The sequence below is a fragment of the Denitrificimonas caeni genome (assembly GCF_027498055.1).
GTDB lineage: Bacteria > Pseudomonadota > Gammaproteobacteria > Pseudomonadales > Pseudomonadaceae > Denitrificimonas.
In genome coordinates, this window is record NZ_CP114976.1 from 1,653,304 (window position 1) to 1,673,314 (window position 20,011).

Sequence of the window (20,011 nt, forward strand, 5' to 3'; positions counted from 1 at the left end):
AGGGCGAAAATACAGTGAATATTGCTGAGTTAACACTTTCAAAGCGTACCATTGCCTGGATGCTAACGGTTTTGGTACTTCTGGGTGGCTATATCAGCTATGAAAAGCTGGGCCGTTTTGAGGACCCAGAGTTTGTAATCCGTCAGGCTGCGATTACTACACTGTACCCTGGGGCTTTACCGGCGCAGGTGGCCGAAGAAGTCACTGAGGTGATTGAGGAGGCGGTGCAGCAGCTGCAGGAAATCAAAGAAGTGACCTCGGTGTCACGGATGGGAAACTCCTTAGTTAAGGTCGAGATTGAACTGGAGTTTGCCCCCAGTAAAGCCGACCTTGAGCAGGTCTGGGATAAGCTGCGGCGCAAAGTCAATGACGCTCAGCACAAACTGCCGCCGGGGGCTGGCCCGTCTATTGTTAATGATGACTTTGGTGACGTATTTGCCCTGTTTTTTGCAGTGACCGGCGAAGGTTACAGTCTGCAAGAAATTAAAGACTATCTGGATGTTTTAGAGCGTGAGTTGTTGCAAGTTCCAGGGGTGGCTCGCGTCGCAACCTTAGGTGAGCCAGATGAAGCTATTTTTATTGAAATAGCATCCGCAAAAGCCGCGCAGCTGGGCATTTCGCAGGATGAAATTTATCAATCCTTGCGCCAGCAAAATGTCATTACTGATTCAGGTGACCTATTAGTTGGCCCGCAGCGGGTGCAGTTTAGCCCAATAGGGCAGTTGGACTCAGTGGAGGCGCTGGGCAATATCGCCTTGGGTTCTGCTAGCGGTGAGCAGGTGATTTTCTTAAAAGATATCGCCAATATCACACGCTCCACGATGGAGCCGCCACGGGCTTTAATGAATTATGATGGCCAACCCGCCATTGGTTTGGGCATTTCACAGGTTGCGGGTGGTAATGTCGTCGATGTTGGCGATGCGGTACGGGCACGCTTACAAGAACTTGAGTCGCAGCGTCCGCTGGGGATTGATCTGCAAATTGTTTCGTATCAATCAGACTCCGTGCGTGAGGCGGTAGACGGTTTTATTGCCAACCTGGCTGCGGCTGTGGCTATTGTCGTATTGGTGTTGATCTTATTTATGGGTTGGCGCAGTGGCGTGATTGTTGGCAGCGTTTTATTGCTGACAGTGGCTGGCACTTTAATTGCGATGTATATGGACGATATTGCCATGCAGCGGGTCTCGCTGGGGGCGCTGATTATTGCCCTTGGTATGCTGGTGGATAATGCCATTGTGGTGACTGACGGTATTTTGGTGCGCATGCAAAAAGGCGAGCGCGCAGAAAGTGCTGCAATTGCCGTGGTCAAGAGCACTCAATTTCCCCTGCTGGGTGGTACCTTGGTGGGGATTCTAGCCTTTAGTGCCATTGGTTTATCACCCACGGATATGGGCGAGTACGCTGGTTCGCTATTTTGGGTGATTCTGTACTCGATGCTATTTAGCTGGTTATTTGCCGTGACCTTAACCCCATTGCTTTGTGTGGCTATGTTGAAGGTTAAAGTTATCCCTGCAGGTACGGCAGAAAAGCAAACAGGTATTTTGTACCGCTATCGCCGCTTATTAAATGTGGCGCTGCGTAAACGTTTGCTCACTGGCGTAATTATGCTGAGCTTATTAATCAGTGCAATATTTGGCTTTAGCTGGGTGAAACCTGGGTTTATGCCGGACTCGGCGCGTCCGCAGTTTGTGGTGGATATGTACTTGCCACAAGGTTCAGACATTCGTGAAACTGCCAAAGAACTTGAGAAAATGGCTGCTTACGTCTACGAAAAAGACAGTGTCACCCATATCACTCGCTTTGTCGGCCAGGGCGGTTTGCGTTTTATGCTGACGTATAGTCCCGAAGATCCCAATAGCAGTTATGGTCAGTTATTAATTGATGTCGATGATGCCAATGGCATTGCTGAGCTGGTTGACGAGTTGCAAAATGAGCTCTCTGAGCGTCATCCATTAGCGGCAATTAAAGTTTGGAAGTTTATGCTGGGCCGCGGTGGTGGAAAGAAGATTGAGGTGGCTTTTAAGGGCCCAGAACCTGCTGTGCTGCGGCAACTGGCTGAGCAGGCAAAAGCTATTATGGCTGATGATCCTGGCGCTATTGCTATTCAAGATGATTGGCGTGAGAAGACTCCGGTATTGCGACCTGTGGTCAATGAGGTGGCCGCGCGCCGTGCTGGGGTGGACATTACGCAGATCAGTCAAGCGCTAAACCGCACCTTTACGGGTGAGCGGGTCGGTGTTTATCGGGAAAAAGATAAGCTCATTCCAATTATTGCCCGTGCTCCTGCTGGGGAGCGTTCTTTGGCGCAAGATATCGAAAACGTTCAGGTTTATAGCCCTACAGCGCAAAAGTATTTGCCCATGAGTCAGTTGGTCAGTGATGTGCAGGTGGAGTGGTCGGATGCTATTTTACGCCGAGTAGACCGTTTCCCTACTATTAAAGCGCAAGCAGATCCGTTGCCTGGAGAGCAGTCTAATCCGCTATTTGATCGGCTGAAACCAAAAGTTGAGGCAATCGAATTGCCGCCGGGCTACAGCTTGGAATGGCATGGTGAGTATAAGGATTCGAATGAATCTAACGAGGGGTTAGCGATTTCAGCACCTTACGGCTTTACTGCGATGATTTTAGCTGTGGTGTTGATGTTTAACGCATTGCGGCAGCCTCTGGTGATTTGGTTGACGGCACCACTGGCTATTATTGGGGTGACGGTGGGGTTGGTGATTTTCCAAGTGCCGTTTGAGTTTATGGCGATTTTGGGTTGCTTGAGTTTGGTTGGGATGCTGGTGAAAAACTCAATTGTTTTGGTGGATCAGGCGGACGCGGAAATAGCTGAGGGTAAGCCGGGCTTTATCGCGGTGATTGATGCTGCGGTGAGCCGTGCACGGCCTGTTTTCTTGGGTGCTTTGACCACTATTTTAGGGGTGGCACCACTGCTTTGGGATCCGTTCTTTAAAAGTATGGCGGTGGTGATTATGTTTGGTTTGGCCTTTGCTACGGTACTGACTTTAGTGGTTGTGCCGTTGCTGTATGTGGTGTTGTTTCATATTCCTGCTGAGGCAGAGGAGGCCGCAAAATCGTAGGGTGGCATTTATGCCCACGTATCTAGGCTTACTGAGATAGTTGTGTAGAGGGCTTACTGTCAACGCAAGTAGCTCACCTACAGGGTTAGCCTAGTGCGTACTGCGCTAAGTCTGTTCTTCCCTTAACGAGCCCATCCAGGGCTCGATTCGGGCGCTACGCCATCCCTGGCTGCGCTCGCCACAGACCCAGCGCAGCACACGCTGACCAGGTGTATGTTTGGTTAGATGTGCGTAAGTCTCTTTTGTGGAGAACAGAATCATAGGGTCGCATTTATGCTGACGTATCTGGGCACGCTGAGAAAATTGCGCAGAGCGCTTACTGTGAACGCAAATAGCTCACCTACAGGGTTAGCCTAGTGCGTATAGCGTATTGCTCTATGCATGGCGCATGAATAGAGCATAAAAACCACGGTTTTATTCGCTTTGCGCCTAGAGAAGACATGTAAACAACTGCGCTGATCAACGAGTACTTCGGGGTTGGTGTGATGAGCGGAGCCATGGATGGCGCAGCGCCGGAGTTGAACCCTGGATGGGGTCATCGACGGACAAACACCTATCCCGGAGTACGGCATGCATCGCACTCATGAGTAAATGATTTCAACACACACGAAACTTAACAGCCAGGGTCAGGTGTAGCGAAGTAAAGCCCACACCGCCATGGATGGCCGTGTGGAGCCTACAGGGAGATACTTGCGGCGTCTTTACGCAGCCATAGCTGGCACTGCATAAGCACGCAGTAAAAAAGTAACGCCTTAGCGCCCTGTAAACACCGCAGTGCGGCGTTCCAAAAAGGAGCGCACACCTTCAGCGGCATCCTCGCTGGCCATGACCTTGGCCAAATCATCAAATACCTCGGATAGCGCTGCGCTATCGCCATGCAAACGCGCAAGCTTTGAGGATGTCAGTGCGGCCTGTACGCCCAGTGGCGCAGCGGCAGCAACCTTAAGCGCCAGCTCGCGGGCACGTTGTTGCAGATTCTCAGGTTCGCACAGCTCGGTAAGCATGCCCCAGTCATAGGCTTGTTGGCCGTTAAACTCATCACCGGTGAGCAAGTAACGCTGCGCGCGCGCCCAGCCAATCTCTTCTGGTAAACGCACGGTGCCACCGCCACACGGGTAAATACCGCGCTGCACTTCCAATTGCGCGAAACGTGTTGCAGCGGTGGCCAAACGGATCTCGGTATTGAGGAGCAACTCAAGGCCTGAGGTGTAGCACAGACCCTGCGCAGCCATGATTAAGGGTTTGCTTAAGGTTTCGCCAGCAATGCCATAAGGATCGATTTCACCTTGCGGCAGTTCGGGAGCTTGGCCTGTGGCAAAGATCGGTGCCCACTTATCCAACTCTAAACCTGCGGTAAAGTGCTTGCCGTTGGCTTGGATAACACCAACGCGCAGTTCGCTGTCATGTTGCAGTCGATACAGTGCCTGCGCCAACAGGTGGAAACTTTCAGGATCCAGTGCATTGAGTTTTTCTGGGCGGTTGAAGGTGATCGTCAGAATATGCTCACTGGCCTCAACCAACACTTTGTTTTCGCTGCTCATCGCTGCTCCTTTCTATTCAGGGTTTACTAAAGGCGCGCTGAATAATGGTCTGGCGTGTTACCCAGAATATTCAGCGCGTCCCATTGAACATAACCTAGAACCAAGCGCTTTGCATATCTAAGCAGCTGCGATCAAAACGCTGCAGTAAACGTGCTTGCAGTTCTATTTCTGGCATTTCCCAACGAATAAAATACTGCGCCGCTTGTAACTTACCGGCAACAAAGTCTGTGTCCTCAGCGTTGCTGGAAGCTGCAAAGGTGACCAAGGCTTTATCGGCCATCTCCAGCCACAACCAGCCGACCACAGTTTTACCCAGCATGTCTAAGAACAGCGCAGAGTTGGCCAGCGCTTCCTCGATTTGGCCAGTCTGCATCGCACCACCGAGCTTCAACGTGGTGGTTTGCACTTGGGTTAAGTAGTGCTCGAACTCACTGACCAGTTCGCCCAGTTGTGGTTTCTGTGCAGCAGAGGCGAGGGTGCTGTGCATGCGCGCCATTAACAGTTTTAAGCCTTTGCCGTTGTGCTGCCAGAGTTTACGGCCTAATAAATCCAGAGATTGAATGCCATGAGTACCTTCATGAATCGGATTTAAACGGTTATCGCGGTAGCACTGTTCCACTGGATATTCACGGGTATAACCGGCGCCGCCGAGCACTTGAATGGCCAGATCATTGGCACGCGGACCATAAAATGACGGAAAAGATTTAACGATTGGTGTCAGTAAATCGAGCAAGATACCGGCATCGCCATCGCTACCGGCTTCTTGCTCATCGACCAAGCGTGCCGCCAGTAAACACAGCGCCAGCGAGCCTTCTACGTAAGCTTTTTGTGCTAACAGCATGCGCTTTACATCGGTGTGTTCGATGATGTTAATGGGCTTGCTGTCTGGGCCTTTTTCAGTAACACAGCGGCCTTGTGGGCGGTTGCGGGCGTAATCCAGTGAGGCTAAATAACCGCGATAACCGATCATTGCCGCGCCTAAACCTACGCCAATGCGTGCTTCGTTCATCATCTTGAACATGTACATCAAGCCTTTACCCGCTTCCCCCAGCAGGTAACCGACGCACTGATCTTGTTCGCCAAAATTGAGTACGGTCGAGGTGGTGCCGCGGTAGCCCATCTTATGCAGTAAACCCGCCAGTTGCACATCGTTACGCTCAGCTAACGAGCCATCCGGGTGGGTCATCACTTTGGGCACGATAAACAGCGAGATACCTTTAACGCCTTTCTCTGCGCCTTCAATGCGCGCCAAAACCAAGTGCACGATGTTCTCGGTGATGTCTTGATCACCACCGGAGATGTACATTTTCTGGCCCTTGATGCGATAGCTGCCATCAGCGGCGGGTACGGCTTTAGTGCTCAGATCGCCTAAGGACGAGCCCACATCAGGCTCGGTTAAGGCCATGGTTCCGGAAAAGCGGCCGCTGAACAGCGCCGGAATAAACATGGCTTTTTGTTCATCACTGCCAAAAGCATGAATCACATTGGCGGCGGCGCTGGTTAAAAATGGATAGCCTGCAGTCGATGGGTTGGCCGACATAAAAAAGCTGTTAGCGGCCATGTGCAGCAACGACGGTAATTGCATACCACCCTCGGCATAGTCATGCTTGGCACAGAGCAAACCTGATTCGGCAAAATGCCGCCAAGCGTCTTTTACTTCAGCAATGGTGGTGACATTTTTGCCATCAAACTGTGGCTCGTTGGCATCGGCTTTAGCGTTATGCGGGGCAAAGTAGTCAGTGGCGATACGCTCTGCGGTGGTTAAGATACTGTCAAAGGTGGTGCGGTCATGCTCAGCAAAGCGCGGTAACTGGGTCAGTTGCTCAGCGTTAAATACGTTATAGAGGAGAAACTCTAAATCTTTATTATTGATAAGTTTCGACACCTTGAACTCCAACGACAGAAAAAGTGGGCTTGTGAACGAGTATCAACCTTGTTGCGGACAAAGATAATTGTCAATATGGCCACTCTTGGGGCTAAAAGTGACAAGCTATGCTGAATATCGTAGTGCTTGGTTTTGATTCGGCTTTGGCTTCGGCCATTACCGGGGTGATGGATTTGTTCGCTTTGGCTGGGGTGACTTGGAATCGAGTGCAGGGCGAAAAAGTGGGTCGCCACTTTAATGTGCGCATCGCCAGTCCTGATGGTCAGCCGATTCGCTGCATCAATGGCATTCAAATCGCTGCGCAGCTGAGTTACGCCGACATACAGCAGGTGGATGCGATCATTGTGCCGACCATTGGTGGACCAATCGATGACGTGTTGACGCAAAACCCAGAACTCTTGGCTTTATTGCAGTATGCCAATCAGCAAGGTTGGACCATTGCCGGCAATTGCACCGGCAATTTCCTCTTAGCTGAAGCAGGCATTCTCAATGGCCGCTGTGCGACGACCCATTGGGGCTTTAAGCAGCAGTTTGCCGAGCGTTATCCAGCGGTGCAGCTAACCGCAGAGCAACTGATTACCCGCGATGAGCATATTTATTGTGCCGGTGGTGGTTTGGCGTGGTTTGACTTAGGCCTGCACATGATTGAACGTTTTGTCGGTTTTGACGTAGCCCTGCAAACTGCTAAAGCCTTTGTGATTGATTACCGCCGTGACAGCCAGTTGTCGTATTCCTTGATGCGATTAGCCAAGCCGCACAAAGATGAATTGGTCAAGCAGGTGCAAGAGTGGCTGCAAACGCATTATGCGCAACATTTTACTTTGGATGAGTTGGCGCAACGTTTTAATGTCTCGAAACGCACGCTGATCAGGCGTTTTAATGCCGCTTTAGACAGCCCACCCAATGCGTATCTGCAGTCTCTGCGCATTGAAGCCGCACAGAAACTGTTGGAAGCAACCGAGCTCAGCGTAGATCTGGTGATGTCGCAGGTGGGCTATGAAGATGCCAGTTCGTTTCGGCGTTTATTTCGCAACAGAACTGGCGTGACCCCTACAGAATACCGCAAGCGCTTTAGTCGACGTTAAAGCGCTTCAACACCAGTAACTTTAGGCTGGCGGTAGGTTATGCAGTATGCCCCGTTTGCTTTGGCTGGTGATGGTCTGCGAACATAGTTGCTGAGTAACAATGTATCAGCACTCAGTTCAGGTGCGGCGCTGCTATTATGTTTTAGGGCGGGTCTTTTACAGCATGCTGACAGGTTGTTGTCAGTGTTTTTTACCGAGGGGATCTACTGTGCCTTATGTGTTGCTAGCCATAGCGGCGGTCATGTTTGGTTTATACAACGTGTTTATTAAATTATCCGCTGATCATATTCAGGCGGTGCTGGGCGCTGTTATTTTGCAGTTTGTTGCAGCGTTTTTAGGTTTGGGTTTACTGCTTTATTTTAAATATGCCGACAGTGTCGTGCTGAATGTGACGCCGCGCGGGGTCAGTTTGGCGGTCTTAGCTGGGGTGGCGATTGGTATTGTCGAGATTCTAACTTTTGTGATTTATGCCCGCGGTGTGGATGTAGCGGTGGGCAATCCATTGATTGTCGGCGGCTCTTTAATTGTCACCACCGGCATTGGCTGGTTATTTTTGCGTGAAGTATTGAATCCTTGGCAAGTGGCTGCGGTATTGAGCATTGTTACAGGAGTCTTGGTGTTGGCTTGGCAGGCAGGGCGTTAATTATGAATGATATCAGCTGCAGTCCCATGCAGGCGTATAAGCAAGCCCTTGCGCAAGGCTTTATCGATGATCCGGCGCAGCGCCATGCGGTTGAGGTTTTGCAAGCATGCTATGACGCTTTACACAATGGCGCTGATGCCCGCGGCGTGTACTTATGGGGCCGAGTGGGGCGTGGTAAAACCTGGTTGATGGATCAGTTTTATCGCAGCTTAAGGGTACCGGCGCGGCGTCAGCATTTTCATCGTTTTATGCAAGATATCCATCAACGCTTATTTCGCTTAACCGGCACCGCTGAGCCTTTGCAAGCAATTGCCGATGAGTTGCGCAGTGAAATCCAAGTGTTGTGTTTTGATGAGCTGTTTGTCAGTGACATTGCTGATGCGATGATTCTAGGCGGCTTATTTCAGGCGCTGTTTGATCGCGGCTTAGTGATAGTTGCCACTTCCAATCAGCCACCAGCAGAGTTGTATAACGATGGTTTTAACCGCGAGCAGTTTTTGCCAGCCATTGCTGCCATTGAGCAGGCAATGCAAGAAGTGCAGGTCGATGGTGAGCAGGATCATCGTCTGCATGTGGGTAAACAAACCCAGCGTTACTGGGTTAAAACTGCCGAATCCAGCAGTGAGTTTAAGCAGTTATTTAACACCCTCAGTGCTGGGCAGGCCATTGAGCAGGGTGCTATTAAATTAGGCTCGCGCAGTTTAGTAACGCAAGCCTATAGCGACACTGTGTTGTGGTGTGAGTTTGCGGCTCTTTGTGAGCAACCTTTTGCCGCGCTCGACTTTATTGCTGTATGTGATCGTTTTCAGCATTTACTGCTCAGTTCGGTACCGGTGTTAGGTGGCCAGCAGCAAGCGGCAAAAATTGCTCGAGGCACAGAGGATGCAGCGCAACGCGTGGTGGCCGGAGATCGCCAGCTACCTAGCTTGGCTAAAAATGACGACAGTGTGCGGCGTTTTATTGCCTTGATTGATGAGTGCTATGATCGACGCATACCGGTTTATATTGAAGCGGCTGTGCCTTTAGACGCGCTGTATACCGAAGGTTATTTGGCCTTTGCATTTCGCCGTACGTATAGCCGCTTAAGAGAGATGCAATTAGAAAGCTTTGCAAAGTAAGGCGTTTTGCTTTGTTATAGTGCTTATTATTTTATTCAGGGGGCGTGTGCTATGCAGATGGGTATTCGTCTGGTTGGTTTAGCCAGTTTTATTTTTTTAGCGGCGTGTGCATCTAACGCACCGGTTAACGAGCCGATGACAGCGCCCCGTGCGACGGCTTCAGCGGCATTTAATCCAGTGGCTGATGATGTGTTATTTCGGGCCATAGGTCTGGTCGGCACTCCCTATGTGTGGGGTGGCAACACGCCGTCTTCAGGTTTTGATTGCAGCGGTTTGATTAACTTTGTGTATAACGATGTAGCGGGTATTCGTTTACCGCGCACCACCCAGCAAATGCTGCAAATGCAAGGTCAGCGCGTGGCGCGCAATAGCCTGCGCAGTGGCGATATTCTTTTCTTTAGTACGGCTGGGCATGGTCGCGTCAGTCATGCGGGGATCTATGTCGGTGATGGGCGCTTTGTGCATGCACCTTCTTCTGGTGGTACTGTGCGCTTAGACAGCGTTGATTCTAAATATTGGAATAAAGCCTATTTACAAGCAAAACGCGTATTAAACAGCGAAACGCTAGTGGTTAATCCTTAGGTAAAACATTTAGGCTGCGGCTGTCTGTATGCCGTTTGTATTAAACAGTAAGAGAGTACATATGAGTGAGCAACAACAACCACGCATAGGCATTATTGGTACCGGCGCCATCGGCGGTTTTTATGGCTTGATGTTAGCAAGAGCTGGCTTTGAAGTGCATTTTTTATTGCGCAGCGAGTATGACGCGGTTAGCCGCAATGGCTTGCGGGTCAACAGTACCGAGCATGGTGAGCTGCTCTTGCCTGAAGTACATGCATGGCAGGATGCAGCACAAATGCCTCAGTGTGACTGGGTTTTGGTTGGTGCAAAAACCACCAGTAATGCAGATTTAGCACCGCTGATTAATCAAGTAGCTGCCCCTGATGGAAAAGTGGTGTTATTGCAAAATGGGTTTGCCGTTGAAGAACAACTGCGCCCGCTGCTGCAGCAAAACTTACACTTGTTGGGTGGGCTGTGTTTTATTTGCGTACACCGCAGTGCCCCTGGCGTGATTGAGCATCAGGCGCAGGGCGGGGTGAACCTAGGTTATCACAGCGGCCCTGTGAGCAAAGAAGAGGGCTATGTTATTGCTCAGCAAGGGGCGGCATTATTTCAGCTAGCTGGGTTAGCTTCTAAGGCAATGCAGCACTTGGAAGAGGCGCGTTGGCAAAAGCTGGTGTGGAATATTCCTTATAATGGCTTGTCGGTACTGCTCAATAGCAATACTGCCGAACTGATGGCTAACCCTAGCAGTCGAGCTTTGATTGCTGACTTGATGACAGAAGTTATTGCAGCCTCTACGGCTTGTGGCTATCCGTTACCTGAGCAATTGGTGCAGGGTATGCTCAAGGTCACTGAGGCCATGCCGGCGTATTTACCAAGTATGCATCACGACTATAGCTTGCAGCGGCCAATGGAGTTACAAGCCATTTATCAAGCGCCTCTAGACGCTGCGCAGGCAGCTGGCTGTGCAATGCCTAAAGTGAGCATGCTGTTGCAAACTCTAGAGTATTTATCGGCTTAAGCTTGGTAGGTTGTGATGATGTCCATCGCTCGGTTGATGTGTTGCAGACGCTCCGTTGAACCACCTCGATCAGGGTGATGGCGACTGACTAGCTGGCGGTAATGGCTGCGTAAGTCTTTGCTACTGAGGCTGTGCAGTGGCTGCTCAATACCCAGCTCAGCTAAAGCCTCCAGCACAGCATCCGGAGGGTCAAGTTGGTTGCGGATGTTGTTCAGCAATTGCTCTACTGCGGCACGATCAGTCGCAGTAAGGTTATTTAAATCTAAATAATATGCGCGCAATGGGTCATTTAAATTGAGCGCTTGAGTTGCGGCTGCGTAGTTGGTTGTCGCCGGCAAAAGCTGTATCAGTAGTGGGCTAATCTGTAGATCTTGCTCAGCTGCACGCAGAGTGTCGCGCAGCCGATACAGCCCATGAAAAAGCAAAAAATGCGTGCGAAATAGGCTTAATACATCACTTAAGTTCGCACCGATAAATAAAGGCTGCTGCAGTTGTTTGAGTTGTTGAATCAGCTGGTATTCACTCAGCCCAGCCGGGTTGCTTTGCAAAACTCTTTGCAGGGTGGTGAGTAGGCCGGTTTTTTCTAAAATATCCACAAGATTGCACTCAATATATTCTCTAAATAAGCTTGAAACTAAATTGTTATTGTATGAGTCTATTGTGAGTGTCTTAACTAGACAATTAAACTCAATAGCAAGGATGAAAAAATGCGTAAATCAATCAAAACAGTACTCCTCTTATCCGCGTGCTTAGGCGGGCATATGGCTGTGGCCGCGGAAGCTACAGAAAACAATGATCAAATTGATCAAGCTATTTACCAGTGTGAGCGTGGTGTCGTGGTCCCCGTCACTTACCTCAATACCAGTAACGGTGGCTCTTATGCTGTTGTGCAGGTTGAAGGGCAGCAAGTTGCGATGAATATTGAGGTGAGTGCTTCAGGCGCACGCTATTTATCTATTGATGAGAAGCGCCCCTATAGCTGGCACACTAAAGGCAGCAGCGCTACATTGTTTTGGCAGCCTGCAGATGAGCCAGATAACAGCGTCATTCTGTTAAGCGAATGCAGCACTGGTGCAGAGATGTTTGCTGAAAATACCCAGTAAGCCGTTAGAGATACTAGGGTTTGTTGCACGTAACAGGTAAAATGACTGTTTTACCTGTTACGGATCATGTCATGAGTAGTGTGTCAGTCAATCAGAAGAAGTTGCAGAAACGCTTACAGCGCCTCACCGGTGCAGCCGTAACTGATTTCAATATGATCGAAGATGGCGATAAAATCATGGTGTGCCTGTCCGGCGGTAAAGACAGCTACGCTATGTTGGACATGCTTGTGCACTTGCAAAAAGTCGCGCCAATTCAGTTTTCTTTGGTAGCGGTCAATATGGACCAGAAACAACCAGGCTTTCCTGAGCACGTGTTGCCAGCTTACTTAGAGTCATTAGGCGTTGACTACCATATTATTGAAGAAGACACCTATTCAGTCGTCCAAGAAAAGTTGATGGCTGGTAAGAGTACCTGCTCTCTGTGCTCGCGATTACGCCGTGGCACCCTCTATACTTACGCTGATGAGATTGGTGCAACCAAGATGGCGTTGGGGCATCATCGTGATGACATTTTAGAAACATTTTTCTTGAACATGTTCTTTGGTGGCACCCTCAAAGCAATGCCGCCGAAACTGCTGTCGGATGACGGCCGTAATGTGGTGATTCGTCCATTGGCTTATTGCAAAGAAAGCGATATTGCCGAGTATGCCCAGCTGCAAGAGTTTCCTATCATTCCTTGTAATCTGTGTGGTTCGCAGGAAAATTTACAACGCCAAGTGGTGAAGGGCATGTTGCAAGAGTGGGAGCAGAAAACCCCAGGGCGTTTGGATATCATGTTCCGCGCTTTGCAAAATGTCGCACCTTCGCAATTGGCTGACCGCCAGCTTTTCGATTTCGCCAATTTAACCATTGATAATACTGCTCAGTCGCGCTTTCTCAATGTGCTGAGTGTATAGCAAGTCAAATTAATGGCGCAGCTGAGGCGGAAACTGGTGACAGGTTGGGCAAAAACATAAATAAACCCGATATTCTTAATTGGCTTAGATATTGCATTAGCTATGTCAATAAGGGTTTATGCTTGGAGCACAACTATGGCAACCACTGATTTTTTATTACAGCCGGCAGCGCAGCCTTCGCGAGGGCAAGCTGGCTCAGCCGATCGAGCAGCTCATCAGCGTCCGACTGAAGCAGGATCTGCTTTCTCTGCAGTCTATGCACAACAACAGCAGCAGCGCACAGCTAAGGCGCAGCAACAGCAAAGCCAGCAGGCACAGCAGCGCCAAACTGCTGTGCAGCAAGAGAAACAGCAGCAAGCTGCCCGCCAAGCAGCAGCAAAAACCGCTGCTCAACCCGCTAAAGAAAAGCCGCCAGCAGCCAGTAAACAACGCGCTGATACTCAAGCTGCGCGTTCTGAACACAGCGCCAAACCTGCAGAGCAGCCACAGCAATCAGAAGACGAAAAGGCTGTCAGTGCGCAAAGCGGCAAAGCTTTGCCGCAAGATGCCGAGCAGCAGGTTGTAGAAAATGACGATGAGTTGATTGATCCGCTGTTATTGTTGGCTATGGCTGCAACACCCTTTGCCTATGCTGATGAGGCCGCAGGGGATGCGGGTGACTCTGATTCTAAGCTGTTACTTGCCACCCATACCGGACTCAAGCAAACGGATGAAACTCTAGAGGGTGAAGAGCTGCCGAGTACTGAGGACGAGGAGTTTCTTGTCGTGCAAAAGCAGACAGTGCAAAGCAAAGGCGAGTCTTCTGGCGATAAAGCGGCGCTACTGGGCAGCGCTCTGGGTAAAAGCAGTGAGCAACTCAGTGAAAAAAGTAGTACAGATAAAAACACTGCAGCGACTTTATTGGAGGGTGCAAAAGTAGCGCCCGAGACTTTGCTTAACAACAAAGCGGTCACTGCGACAGAAAGTATTCGTACTGATTTGCAGCAGCGCCAAGATTCTTTGCTGCCTAGTCAGCAAGTGCGTCAAGTACCAGGGCCAGCTGTCGCAATGCAGCAGCCGGGTTGGACGCAACAAGTTACTGATAAAGTAATGTGGATGTCCGCGCAAAATTTGCAATCGGCTGAAATAAAGTTAGACCCAGCTGAGCTTGGGCGTTTAGATATTAAAGTGAATGTGGGGCAAGAACATACCCAAATCACTTTCACCAGTGCTCATGCCGGCGTACGTGACTCCCTTGAAGCACAAATGCACCGTTTACGCGAGATGCTCGCGCAGCAAGGCATGGCTGATGTGGACGTTAACGTCTCGGATCAGTCGCAACAGCAACATGCTGAGTCGGGTGAAAATTCCGCAACACAAGGACGCAGTGCTACAGCAGCCGAGGCAGGTGATGAAACTGTGCAGCATGTGACTGCTATTCAGGAGCAGCATGATGGCCGTTTGGGTTTAGTTGATTATTATGTCTAATCAATCCTGCATCCTATATTTAGGCTGTTAAACTGTTGGGCATAATATTTAGATAATGGTAAAAAAATGGCTAAACAACCTGAAACTCCAGAGCAAGCACTAGCAGCGCCGAAAAAAAACAAAATAAAAGTTATTGTACTGGCAGCTGTTGCGTTGATCGCAGCAATTGCTTTATCAGTTGCTGCGACGTTGTTTTTTTTAGGCGGCTCAACTGCAGAGCCGGAGCAGGTGCAAGAGAGCAGCAGCAAGCAAAAAGCCATTTATGAAGTATTAGCGCCGGCCTTTGTCGTTAACTTTAAAAGCGAAGGTAAGCCGCGGTATTTGCAAGTCAGCGTCGCCTTAATGGCGCGTAATAAAGCCGACCTTGATGAGCTGAAAATTCATATGCCAACCTTACGCAATCAATTGGTGATGTTGTTTTCCAGCCAAGACTTTGAAGAGCTCAACACCCCATTAGGAGTGGAACTGCTTAAGCAAAAAGCCACTATCGCTGTACAGGAGTTGGCGTTGATTGAAGTGGGGAAACCCGTGGTTGAACAAGTGTTATTTACCAACGTAGTCATGCAGTAAAACCTTGATAGGAACGACTTAAAATGGCCGTACAAGATTTACTTTCACAAGATGAAATTGATGCCTTATTGCATGGTGTTGATGATGGTCTAGTGGATACTGATGACGAAGCCGTACCGGGCTCGATTAAGCAATACGACTTAACCAGTCAAGATCGTATTGTGCGTGGGCGTATGCCAACGCTAGAAATGATTAATGAGCGTTTTGCCCGCTATACCCGCATCAGTATGTTTAACCTGTTACGCCGTTCCGCTGATGTGTCTGTGGGTGGCGTACAAGTGATGAAGTTTGGCGAGTATGTGCACTCATTGTATGTGCCTACCAGTTTGAACTTGGTGCGAATGAAGCCTTTGCGTGGCACTGCGCTGTTCATTCTTGATTCGCGCTTAGTGTTTAAATTAGTTGATAATTTCTTTGGTGGCGATGGTCGCCATGCCAAAATTGAAGGCCGCGAGTTCACGCCCACTGAGTTGCGAGTGGTGCGCATGGTGTTGGATCAGGCTTTTATTGATTTACAAGAAGCGTGGCATGCCATTTTAGATGTGGAATTTGAGTACATGAACTCTGAGGTCAACCCAGCCTTGGCTAATATTGTGAGCCCAAGTGAGGTTGTGGTGATTTCAACGTTCCACATCGAACTGGATGGCGGCGGTGGTGATTTACACATCACTATGCCGTACTCAATGATCGAACCTATTCGAGAAATGCTGGATGCTGGTTTTCAGTCCGATGTGGATGATCAAGATGAACGCTGGAGTAAAGCTATTCGTGAGGATATTTTAGATGTGCGGGTACCACTGCGATCAACAGTGGTGCGCAGACAGTTAAAATTACGGGACATTTTAAACATGCAGCCTGGCGATGTTATTCCGGTTGAAATGCCAGAAAACATGCTACTGCGCGCCAATGGCGTACCCACTTTTAAAGTGAAATTGGGAGCCCATCACGGCAATCTTGCCTTGCAGGTGCTTGGTCCTATACAGAAAAAACGCTGATTATTGAGTTTATTGGCCAGTTGAGAAAAGAATATGAGCGAAGAAGAACAGGTTTCCAGTGAAGATCAGGCCTTGGCAGATGAGTGGGCAGCCGCTTTAGCTGAAGCAGATACCAATACTGATCAAGATGATATTGACGCCATGCTGGAACAAAGCAGTGGTCCGGCAAAGGCCAGCATGCAAGAGTTTCCCAGCCAGCAAAATACCGAAGAGGCTTTAACCACCCTTGGCGGGCCGAACTTGGATGTCATTTTAGATATTCCAGTGAGTATTTCCATGGAAGTGGGCAGCGCCGATATTAGCATCCGCAACTTATTGCAGCTCAATCAAGGCTCGGTGGTGGAGTTGGACCGACTGGCCGGCGAGCCCCTCGATGTATTGGTGAATGGCACCTTGATCGCACACGGTGAAGTGGTGGTGGTCAATGAAAAGTTCGGGATTCGTTTGACTGATGTGATCAGCCCAAGCGAGCGTATTAAAAAACTACGGTAAACTTATGCGCCTTTTTATTATGCTGATACTGGCCAGCAGCGCTGCTTGGGCAGAGAATACAGTGCTGGAGCAACCGAGCGAAGCGGCTAAAGTTGCTCCCGCTAGCTCGAGTTTGCTTGAGTCGAGTCAAGTCAGCAGTCAATTGCTGCAGCTGGTGTTTGGCTTGTTGTTAGTGATTGGTTTGATCTTTTTGCTGGCGTGGGTGGTGCGTAGGGTTCAGCAAAGTTTACCGGTGAAAGGCTCACAACAAGCCATTTCATTATTGGCTTCCCAAGCCTTGGGGCCGCGAGATCGATTGTTATTGGTGCAGGTGGGTAAAGAGCAAATACTTTTAGGTTTAACGCCAGGCACCATAGTGCCTTTGCATGTATTGCAAGAGCCCGTTGAAGTCAGTGCAGCGAATAATCCATTGTCTTCGGCTTTTGCGCAGCGTTTAGCCAAAGCACTAAAAACCACTGCTAAGGATGAGCCGTCATGACTGGGTTGGCACGCTGGTTCTTAACTGTGGGGCTGTTGTTTTTCGCCACCGGCGTGTGGGCGGCTGATGACCCTTTATCTATATCGGCCATAACCCTCACTACCGACGCGCAAGGGCAGCAAGAGTACTCGGTTAGTTTACAAATCTTGCTGATAATGACTGCGCTGGGTTTTATCCCAGCTTTTGTCATGTTGATGACCTGTTTTACCCGCATTATTATTGTTTTTTCGATTCTGCGCCAAGCCCTTGGTTTGCAGCAAACGCCTTCTAATCAGATTTTAATAGGACTGACTATTTTTCTGACGTTATTTATTATGGCGCCGGTGTTTGAGCGTATTAATGAAGATGCCTTGCAGCCTTACCTACAGGAAGAGATCAGCGTGCAACAGGCATTGCATGCCGCCGAACAGCCGATTCGCGGTTTTATGTTGGCGCAAACCCGAGAGTCTGATTTAGAGCTTTTTGTGCGTTTATCTAAACGTACCGATATTCTCTCTGCGGATGAAACCCCATTAGTTATTTTAATTCCGGCGTTTGTCACCTCTGAATTAAAAACAGCGTTTCAGATCGGTTTTATGATTTTTATTCCGTTTTTGATTATTGACTTGGTGGTTGCCAGTATTTTAATGGCCATGGGTATGATGATGCTTTCGCCCTTAATTATCTCTTTACCTTTTAAAATAATGCTGTTTGTTTTAGTGGACGGCTGGGCGCTGATCATTGGTACCTTGGCCAGTAGTTTTGGCACGCTATAGGGTGGTAAAAATATGACGCCAGAAGTTGCTGTAGACATCTTTCGCGAAGCTTTATCCCTGACGGCCTTAGTGGTTGCCGCGATTATTGTGCCCAGTTTGTTAGTGGGTCTATTGGTTGCTATGTTCCAAGCAGCCACACAAATTAACGAGCAAACCTTGAGTTTCTTGCCCAGGTTAATGGTCAGCTTTATGACGCTAATTGTGTTGGGGCCATGGTTGGTGGGGCAGTGGATGGAGTTCACCACAAGGTTAATTCACAACATACCTTTTGTGATTGGTTGAGTTGCCCTTGCTATGCTAGAACTCAGTAGCACACAAATTGCTGCTTGGATCAGCAGTTTTTTGCTGCCGCTGTTTCGTATTGCTGCAGTGTTAATGGTGATGCCGATTATCGGTACACAACTGGTGCCGCAGCGCGTACGCCTATACTTAGCACTGGCGATAACCTTGGTGTTAATGCCAGTGCTACCGCCGATGCCGCACGTGGATGCTTTGAGTTTGCAGAGTATCTTGCTGATTGCCGAGCAAATTATCATTGGCGCGATGCTGGGGTTCTCTTTACAGCTGTTTTTTCATATTTTTGTGTTTGCCGGACAACTCGTCTCAATGCAGATGGGGCTGGGTTTCGCCTCGATGATGGATCCCGCCACAGGTGTTTCTGTACCAGTGTTAGGGCAGTTTTTGCTGATGCTCGTTACTTTGTTATTTTTGGCCATGAACGGACATTTAGTTGTTTTTGAAGTGTTGGCGGAAAGTTTTGTAACCTTGCCGGTTGGACAAACCCTTGAAGTTGGCCATTATGCAATTTTAGTGGGGCGTTTAAGTTGGGTGATAGGTGCGGCGCTGTTGTTGGTTTTGCCAGCCATCAGTGCGTTGCTGGTGATTAACATTGCTTTTGGTGTGATGACCCGCGCAGCGCCACAGTTGAATATTTTTACAATTGGTTTCCCATTGACTCTAGTGATGGGCTTAATCATCTTCTGGATTTCCACATCTGACATTTTGCTGCAATACCAAAATATCGCCACAGATGCCTTATTTATGTTGCGCAGCTTGGCGCAGGCACAATAGGGACAAGCTATGGCAGAAAGTGAAAGCGGTGCAGAAAAAAGCGAAGACCCCACAGAGAAACGCAAACAAGACTCACGTAAAAAAGGTGAGATTGCCCGCTCCCGCGAGCTTAATACCTTAGCTGTAGTGCTGGCCGGTACCGGTGGCTTGTTAACCTTTGGTGGGGCTTTAGGGCAGCGGGTTATGCAGGTGATGCATAAAAACTTTTCTTTGCCCCGTGAGCTATTGTTAGATGAGCGTTATATGGCAATCAGCCTTTTACAATCAGCGCAAATGGCTGGCGATGCCTTAATTCCTTTATTTATGGTGTTGTTGATTGCCGCTATCGTTGGGCCTGTGGCATTGGGTGGCTGGTTATTTTCCATGGAGGCTTTGGCACCTAAGTTTAGCCGAATGAACCCGCTGTCTGGGCTCAAGCGGATGTTTTCCATGAAGTCACTGGTGGAGCTGTTAAAAGCTTTAGGCAAGTTCACAGTGGTGCTAATGGTTGCTTTAATTGTGCTCAGCCGGGCCCGTTTAGAGTTGATTGCCATTGCTAGCGAGCCTTTAGAGATGGCCATTTTGCACAGTATGCAGGTGGTGGGCTGGAGTGCGCTGTGGTTGGCCTGCGGTTTGATCATTATTGCTGCGGTGGATATCCCATTTCAAATTTGGGACAGCAAGCAAAAACTTAAAATGACCAAGCAAGAAGTTCGTGACGAATACAAAGATACTGAGGGTAAACCCGAAGTTAAGGGACGGATGCGTCAATTACAACGAGAAATGGCTGAGCGACGTATGATGAGCGCGGTACCTGAAGCCGATGTCATTATTACTAACCCAACCCACTTTGCCGTAGCTTTAAAATATGATGCTGAGCAAGGCCAAGCCCCAGTTTTACTGGCTAAGGGCGGTGACTTCCTGGCTTTAAAAATACGTGAAATTGGTACAGAGCATCAAATTACTTTACTTGAGTCGCCAGCCTTAGCGCGAGCGGTGTATTACTCAACGGAAGTGGATGAAGAAATTCCTGCAGGCTTGTATATGGCTGTTGCGCAGGTTTTAGCTTATGTTTATCAGTTGCGCCAATACCATGCCGGCAAAGGTAAAAAGCCCGATTTATTTAAAGACCCTGAGGTTCCTGCAGACTTACGCAGGGATGAGTAACCCACTATAACTGCCTTTGTACACAAGCTGCTCGGTTAGCACTCAGCCGAGTTTTGGCGCTATAGTTGCTGGTTTAGCAATAAAACTCTGCTGGAGTTGAT

The 20,011-nt window shown here is 49.1% G+C and carries 20 protein-coding genes; 17 read left to right on the top strand and 3 right to left on the bottom strand.

Annotated features, from left to right (window positions below; translation table 11 throughout):
- The first annotated feature begins 14 nt into the window (after positions 1-14).
- Positions 15-3,080 (top strand): efflux RND transporter permease subunit, encoded by a 3,066-nt coding sequence (locus O6P33_RS07870; protein ID WP_269817238.1) that lies wholly within the window; start codon positions 15-17, stop codon positions 3,078-3,080.
- Positions 3,081-3,832: 752 nt separating this feature from the next.
- Here the strand turns inward: O6P33_RS07870 and O6P33_RS07875 are convergent.
- Together O6P33_RS07875 and O6P33_RS07880 are read right to left on the bottom strand one after the other, a co-directional pair.
- On the bottom strand, positions 3,833-4,621 hold the full coding sequence (locus O6P33_RS07875; protein ID WP_269817239.1) for a crotonase/enoyl-CoA hydratase family protein: 789 nt from the start codon (positions 4,619-4,621) through the stop codon (positions 3,833-3,835).
- A 94-nt stretch (positions 4,622-4,715) separates the two neighbouring features.
- On the bottom strand, positions 4,716-6,506 hold the full coding sequence (locus O6P33_RS07880; protein WP_269817240.1) for an acyl-CoA dehydrogenase: 1,791 nt from the start codon (positions 6,504-6,506) through the stop codon (positions 4,716-4,718).
- A 107-nt stretch (positions 6,507-6,613) separates the two neighbouring features.
- Here O6P33_RS07880 and O6P33_RS07885 point away from each other — a divergent pair, with 107 nt between their 5' ends.
- The 5 genes from O6P33_RS07885 (at position 6,614) to O6P33_RS07905 (ending at position 10,937) form a co-directional block, all read left to right on the top strand.
- The gene (locus tag O6P33_RS07885; RefSeq protein ID WP_269817241.1) at positions 6,614-7,591 is read left to right on the top strand and encodes a GlxA family transcriptional regulator; all 978 of its coding nucleotides are present in this window, start codon (positions 6,614-6,616) and stop codon (positions 7,589-7,591) included.
- Between the two features lie 208 nt (positions 7,592-7,799).
- A complete protein-coding gene (locus tag O6P33_RS07890; protein ID WP_269817242.1) occupies positions 7,800-8,234 on the top strand; it encodes an EamA family transporter in 435 nt (144 codons plus the stop codon).
- A 2-nt stretch (positions 8,235-8,236) separates the two neighbouring features.
- Positions 8,237-9,352, top strand: coding sequence for a cell division protein ZapE (gene zapE / locus O6P33_RS07895; protein ID WP_269817243.1), 1,116 nt, complete (start codon positions 8,237-8,239; stop codon positions 9,350-9,352).
- 51 nt (positions 9,353-9,403) lie between these two features.
- On the top strand, positions 9,404-9,934 hold the full coding sequence (locus O6P33_RS07900; RefSeq protein WP_269817244.1) for a C40 family peptidase: 531 nt from the start codon (positions 9,404-9,406) through the stop codon (positions 9,932-9,934).
- Between the two features lie 61 nt (positions 9,935-9,995).
- The gene (locus tag O6P33_RS07905; protein ID WP_269817245.1) at positions 9,996-10,937 is read left to right on the top strand and encodes a putative 2-dehydropantoate 2-reductase; all 942 of its coding nucleotides are present in this window, start codon (positions 9,996-9,998) and stop codon (positions 10,935-10,937) included.
- Here O6P33_RS07905 and O6P33_RS07910 read toward each other — a convergent pair.
- A complete protein-coding gene (locus O6P33_RS07910; RefSeq protein WP_269817246.1) occupies positions 10,934-11,533 on the bottom strand; it encodes a DNA-J related domain-containing protein in 600 nt (199 codons plus the stop codon). The genes O6P33_RS07905 and O6P33_RS07910 overlap by 4 nt on opposite strands.
- Positions 11,534-11,644: 111 nt before the next feature.
- Between O6P33_RS07910 and O6P33_RS07915 the strand changes: the two genes are divergently transcribed.
- The 11 genes from O6P33_RS07915 (at position 11,645) to flhB (ending at position 19,910) form a co-directional block, all read left to right on the top strand.
- Complete coding sequence (locus tag O6P33_RS07915) at positions 11,645-12,040, top strand: MliC family protein (protein WP_269817247.1); 396 nt, start codon at positions 11,645-11,647, stop codon at positions 12,038-12,040.
- 71 nt (positions 12,041-12,111) lie between these two features.
- Positions 12,112-12,936: a tRNA 2-thiocytidine(32) synthetase TtcA gene (gene ttcA / locus O6P33_RS07920; RefSeq protein WP_269817248.1), complete on the top strand. Its 825-nt coding sequence runs from the start codon at positions 12,112-12,114 to the stop codon at positions 12,934-12,936.
- 135 nt (positions 12,937-13,071) lie between these two features.
- Positions 13,072-14,403: a flagellar hook-length control protein FliK gene (locus O6P33_RS07925; RefSeq protein WP_269817249.1), complete on the top strand. Its 1,332-nt coding sequence runs from the start codon at positions 13,072-13,074 to the stop codon at positions 14,401-14,403.
- Between the two features lie 66 nt (positions 14,404-14,469).
- Complete coding sequence (locus O6P33_RS07930; RefSeq protein WP_269817250.1) at positions 14,470-14,973, top strand: flagellar basal body-associated FliL family protein; 504 nt, start codon at positions 14,470-14,472, stop codon at positions 14,971-14,973.
- Between the two features lie 23 nt (positions 14,974-14,996).
- Positions 14,997-15,968, top strand: a complete 972-nt coding sequence (gene fliM / locus O6P33_RS07935) for a flagellar motor switch protein FliM (RefSeq protein WP_269817251.1) — start codon at positions 14,997-14,999, stop codon at positions 15,966-15,968.
- Between the two features lie 33 nt (positions 15,969-16,001).
- Positions 16,002-16,460, top strand: a complete 459-nt coding sequence (gene fliN / locus O6P33_RS07940) for a flagellar motor switch protein FliN (RefSeq protein ID WP_269817252.1) — start codon at positions 16,002-16,004, stop codon at positions 16,458-16,460.
- Positions 16,461-16,464: 4 nt separating this feature from the next.
- On the top strand, positions 16,465-16,938 hold the full coding sequence (gene fliO, locus O6P33_RS07945; protein WP_269817253.1) for a flagellar biosynthetic protein FliO: 474 nt from the start codon (positions 16,465-16,467) through the stop codon (positions 16,936-16,938).
- The gene (gene fliP, locus O6P33_RS07950) at positions 16,935-17,693 is read left to right on the top strand and encodes a flagellar type III secretion system pore protein FliP (protein ID WP_269817254.1); all 759 of its coding nucleotides are present in this window, start codon (positions 16,935-16,937) and stop codon (positions 17,691-17,693) included. The genes fliO and fliP overlap by 4 nt, the downstream gene beginning before the upstream one ends.
- Positions 17,694-17,705: 12 nt before the next feature.
- Positions 17,706-17,975, top strand: a complete 270-nt coding sequence (fliQ, locus tag O6P33_RS07955) for a flagellar biosynthesis protein FliQ (protein ID WP_269817255.1) — start codon at positions 17,706-17,708, stop codon at positions 17,973-17,975.
- Between the two features lie 12 nt (positions 17,976-17,987).
- Positions 17,988-18,764 (top strand): flagellar biosynthetic protein FliR, encoded by a 777-nt coding sequence (fliR, locus tag O6P33_RS07960; protein ID WP_269817256.1) that lies wholly within the window; start codon positions 17,988-17,990, stop codon positions 18,762-18,764.
- Positions 18,765-18,773: 9 nt separating this feature from the next.
- Positions 18,774-19,910 (top strand): flagellar biosynthesis protein FlhB, encoded by a 1,137-nt coding sequence (flhB, locus tag O6P33_RS07965; protein ID WP_269817257.1) that lies wholly within the window; start codon positions 18,774-18,776, stop codon positions 19,908-19,910.
- Positions 19,911-20,011 lie beyond the last annotated feature (101 nt).

What these genes read in the sequence shown, in the direction of transcription:
- O6P33_RS07875 (WP_269817239.1), bottom strand. Translation starts at nt 4,621, where the DNA reads ATGAGCAGCGAAAACAAAGTGTTGGTTGAGGCCAGTGAGCATATTCTG.
- O6P33_RS07885 (WP_269817241.1), top strand. Translation starts at nt 6,614, where the DNA reads ATGCTGAATATCGTAGTGCTTGGTTTTGATTCGGCTTTGGCTTCGGCC.
- zapE (WP_269817243.1), top strand. Translation starts at nt 8,237, where the DNA reads ATGAATGATATCAGCTGCAGTCCCATGCAGGCGTATAAGCAAGCCCTT.
- O6P33_RS07900 (WP_269817244.1), top strand. Translation starts at nt 9,404, where the DNA reads ATGCAGATGGGTATTCGTCTGGTTGGTTTAGCCAGTTTTATTTTTTTA.
- O6P33_RS07905 (WP_269817245.1), top strand. Translation starts at nt 9,996, where the DNA reads ATGAGTGAGCAACAACAACCACGCATAGGCATTATTGGTACCGGCGCC.
- O6P33_RS07915 (WP_269817247.1), top strand. Translation starts at nt 11,645, where the DNA reads ATGCGTAAATCAATCAAAACAGTACTCCTCTTATCCGCGTGCTTAGGC.
- ttcA (WP_269817248.1), top strand. Translation starts at nt 12,112, where the DNA reads ATGAGTAGTGTGTCAGTCAATCAGAAGAAGTTGCAGAAACGCTTACAG.
- O6P33_RS07925 (WP_269817249.1), top strand. Translation starts at nt 13,072, where the DNA reads ATGGCAACCACTGATTTTTTATTACAGCCGGCAGCGCAGCCTTCGCGA.
- O6P33_RS07930 (WP_269817250.1), top strand. Translation starts at nt 14,470, where the DNA reads ATGGCTAAACAACCTGAAACTCCAGAGCAAGCACTAGCAGCGCCGAAA.
- fliM (WP_269817251.1), top strand. Translation starts at nt 14,997, where the DNA reads ATGGCCGTACAAGATTTACTTTCACAAGATGAAATTGATGCCTTATTG.
- fliN (WP_269817252.1), top strand. Translation starts at nt 16,002, where the DNA reads ATGAGCGAAGAAGAACAGGTTTCCAGTGAAGATCAGGCCTTGGCAGAT.
- fliO (WP_269817253.1), top strand. Translation starts at nt 16,465, where the DNA reads ATGCGCCTTTTTATTATGCTGATACTGGCCAGCAGCGCTGCTTGGGCA.
- fliP (WP_269817254.1), top strand. Translation starts at nt 16,935, where the DNA reads ATGACTGGGTTGGCACGCTGGTTCTTAACTGTGGGGCTGTTGTTTTTC.
- fliQ (WP_269817255.1), top strand. Translation starts at nt 17,706, where the DNA reads ATGACGCCAGAAGTTGCTGTAGACATCTTTCGCGAAGCTTTATCCCTG.
- fliR (WP_269817256.1), top strand. Translation starts at nt 17,988, where the DNA reads ATGCTAGAACTCAGTAGCACACAAATTGCTGCTTGGATCAGCAGTTTT.
- flhB (WP_269817257.1), top strand. Translation starts at nt 18,774, where the DNA reads ATGGCAGAAAGTGAAAGCGGTGCAGAAAAAAGCGAAGACCCCACAGAG.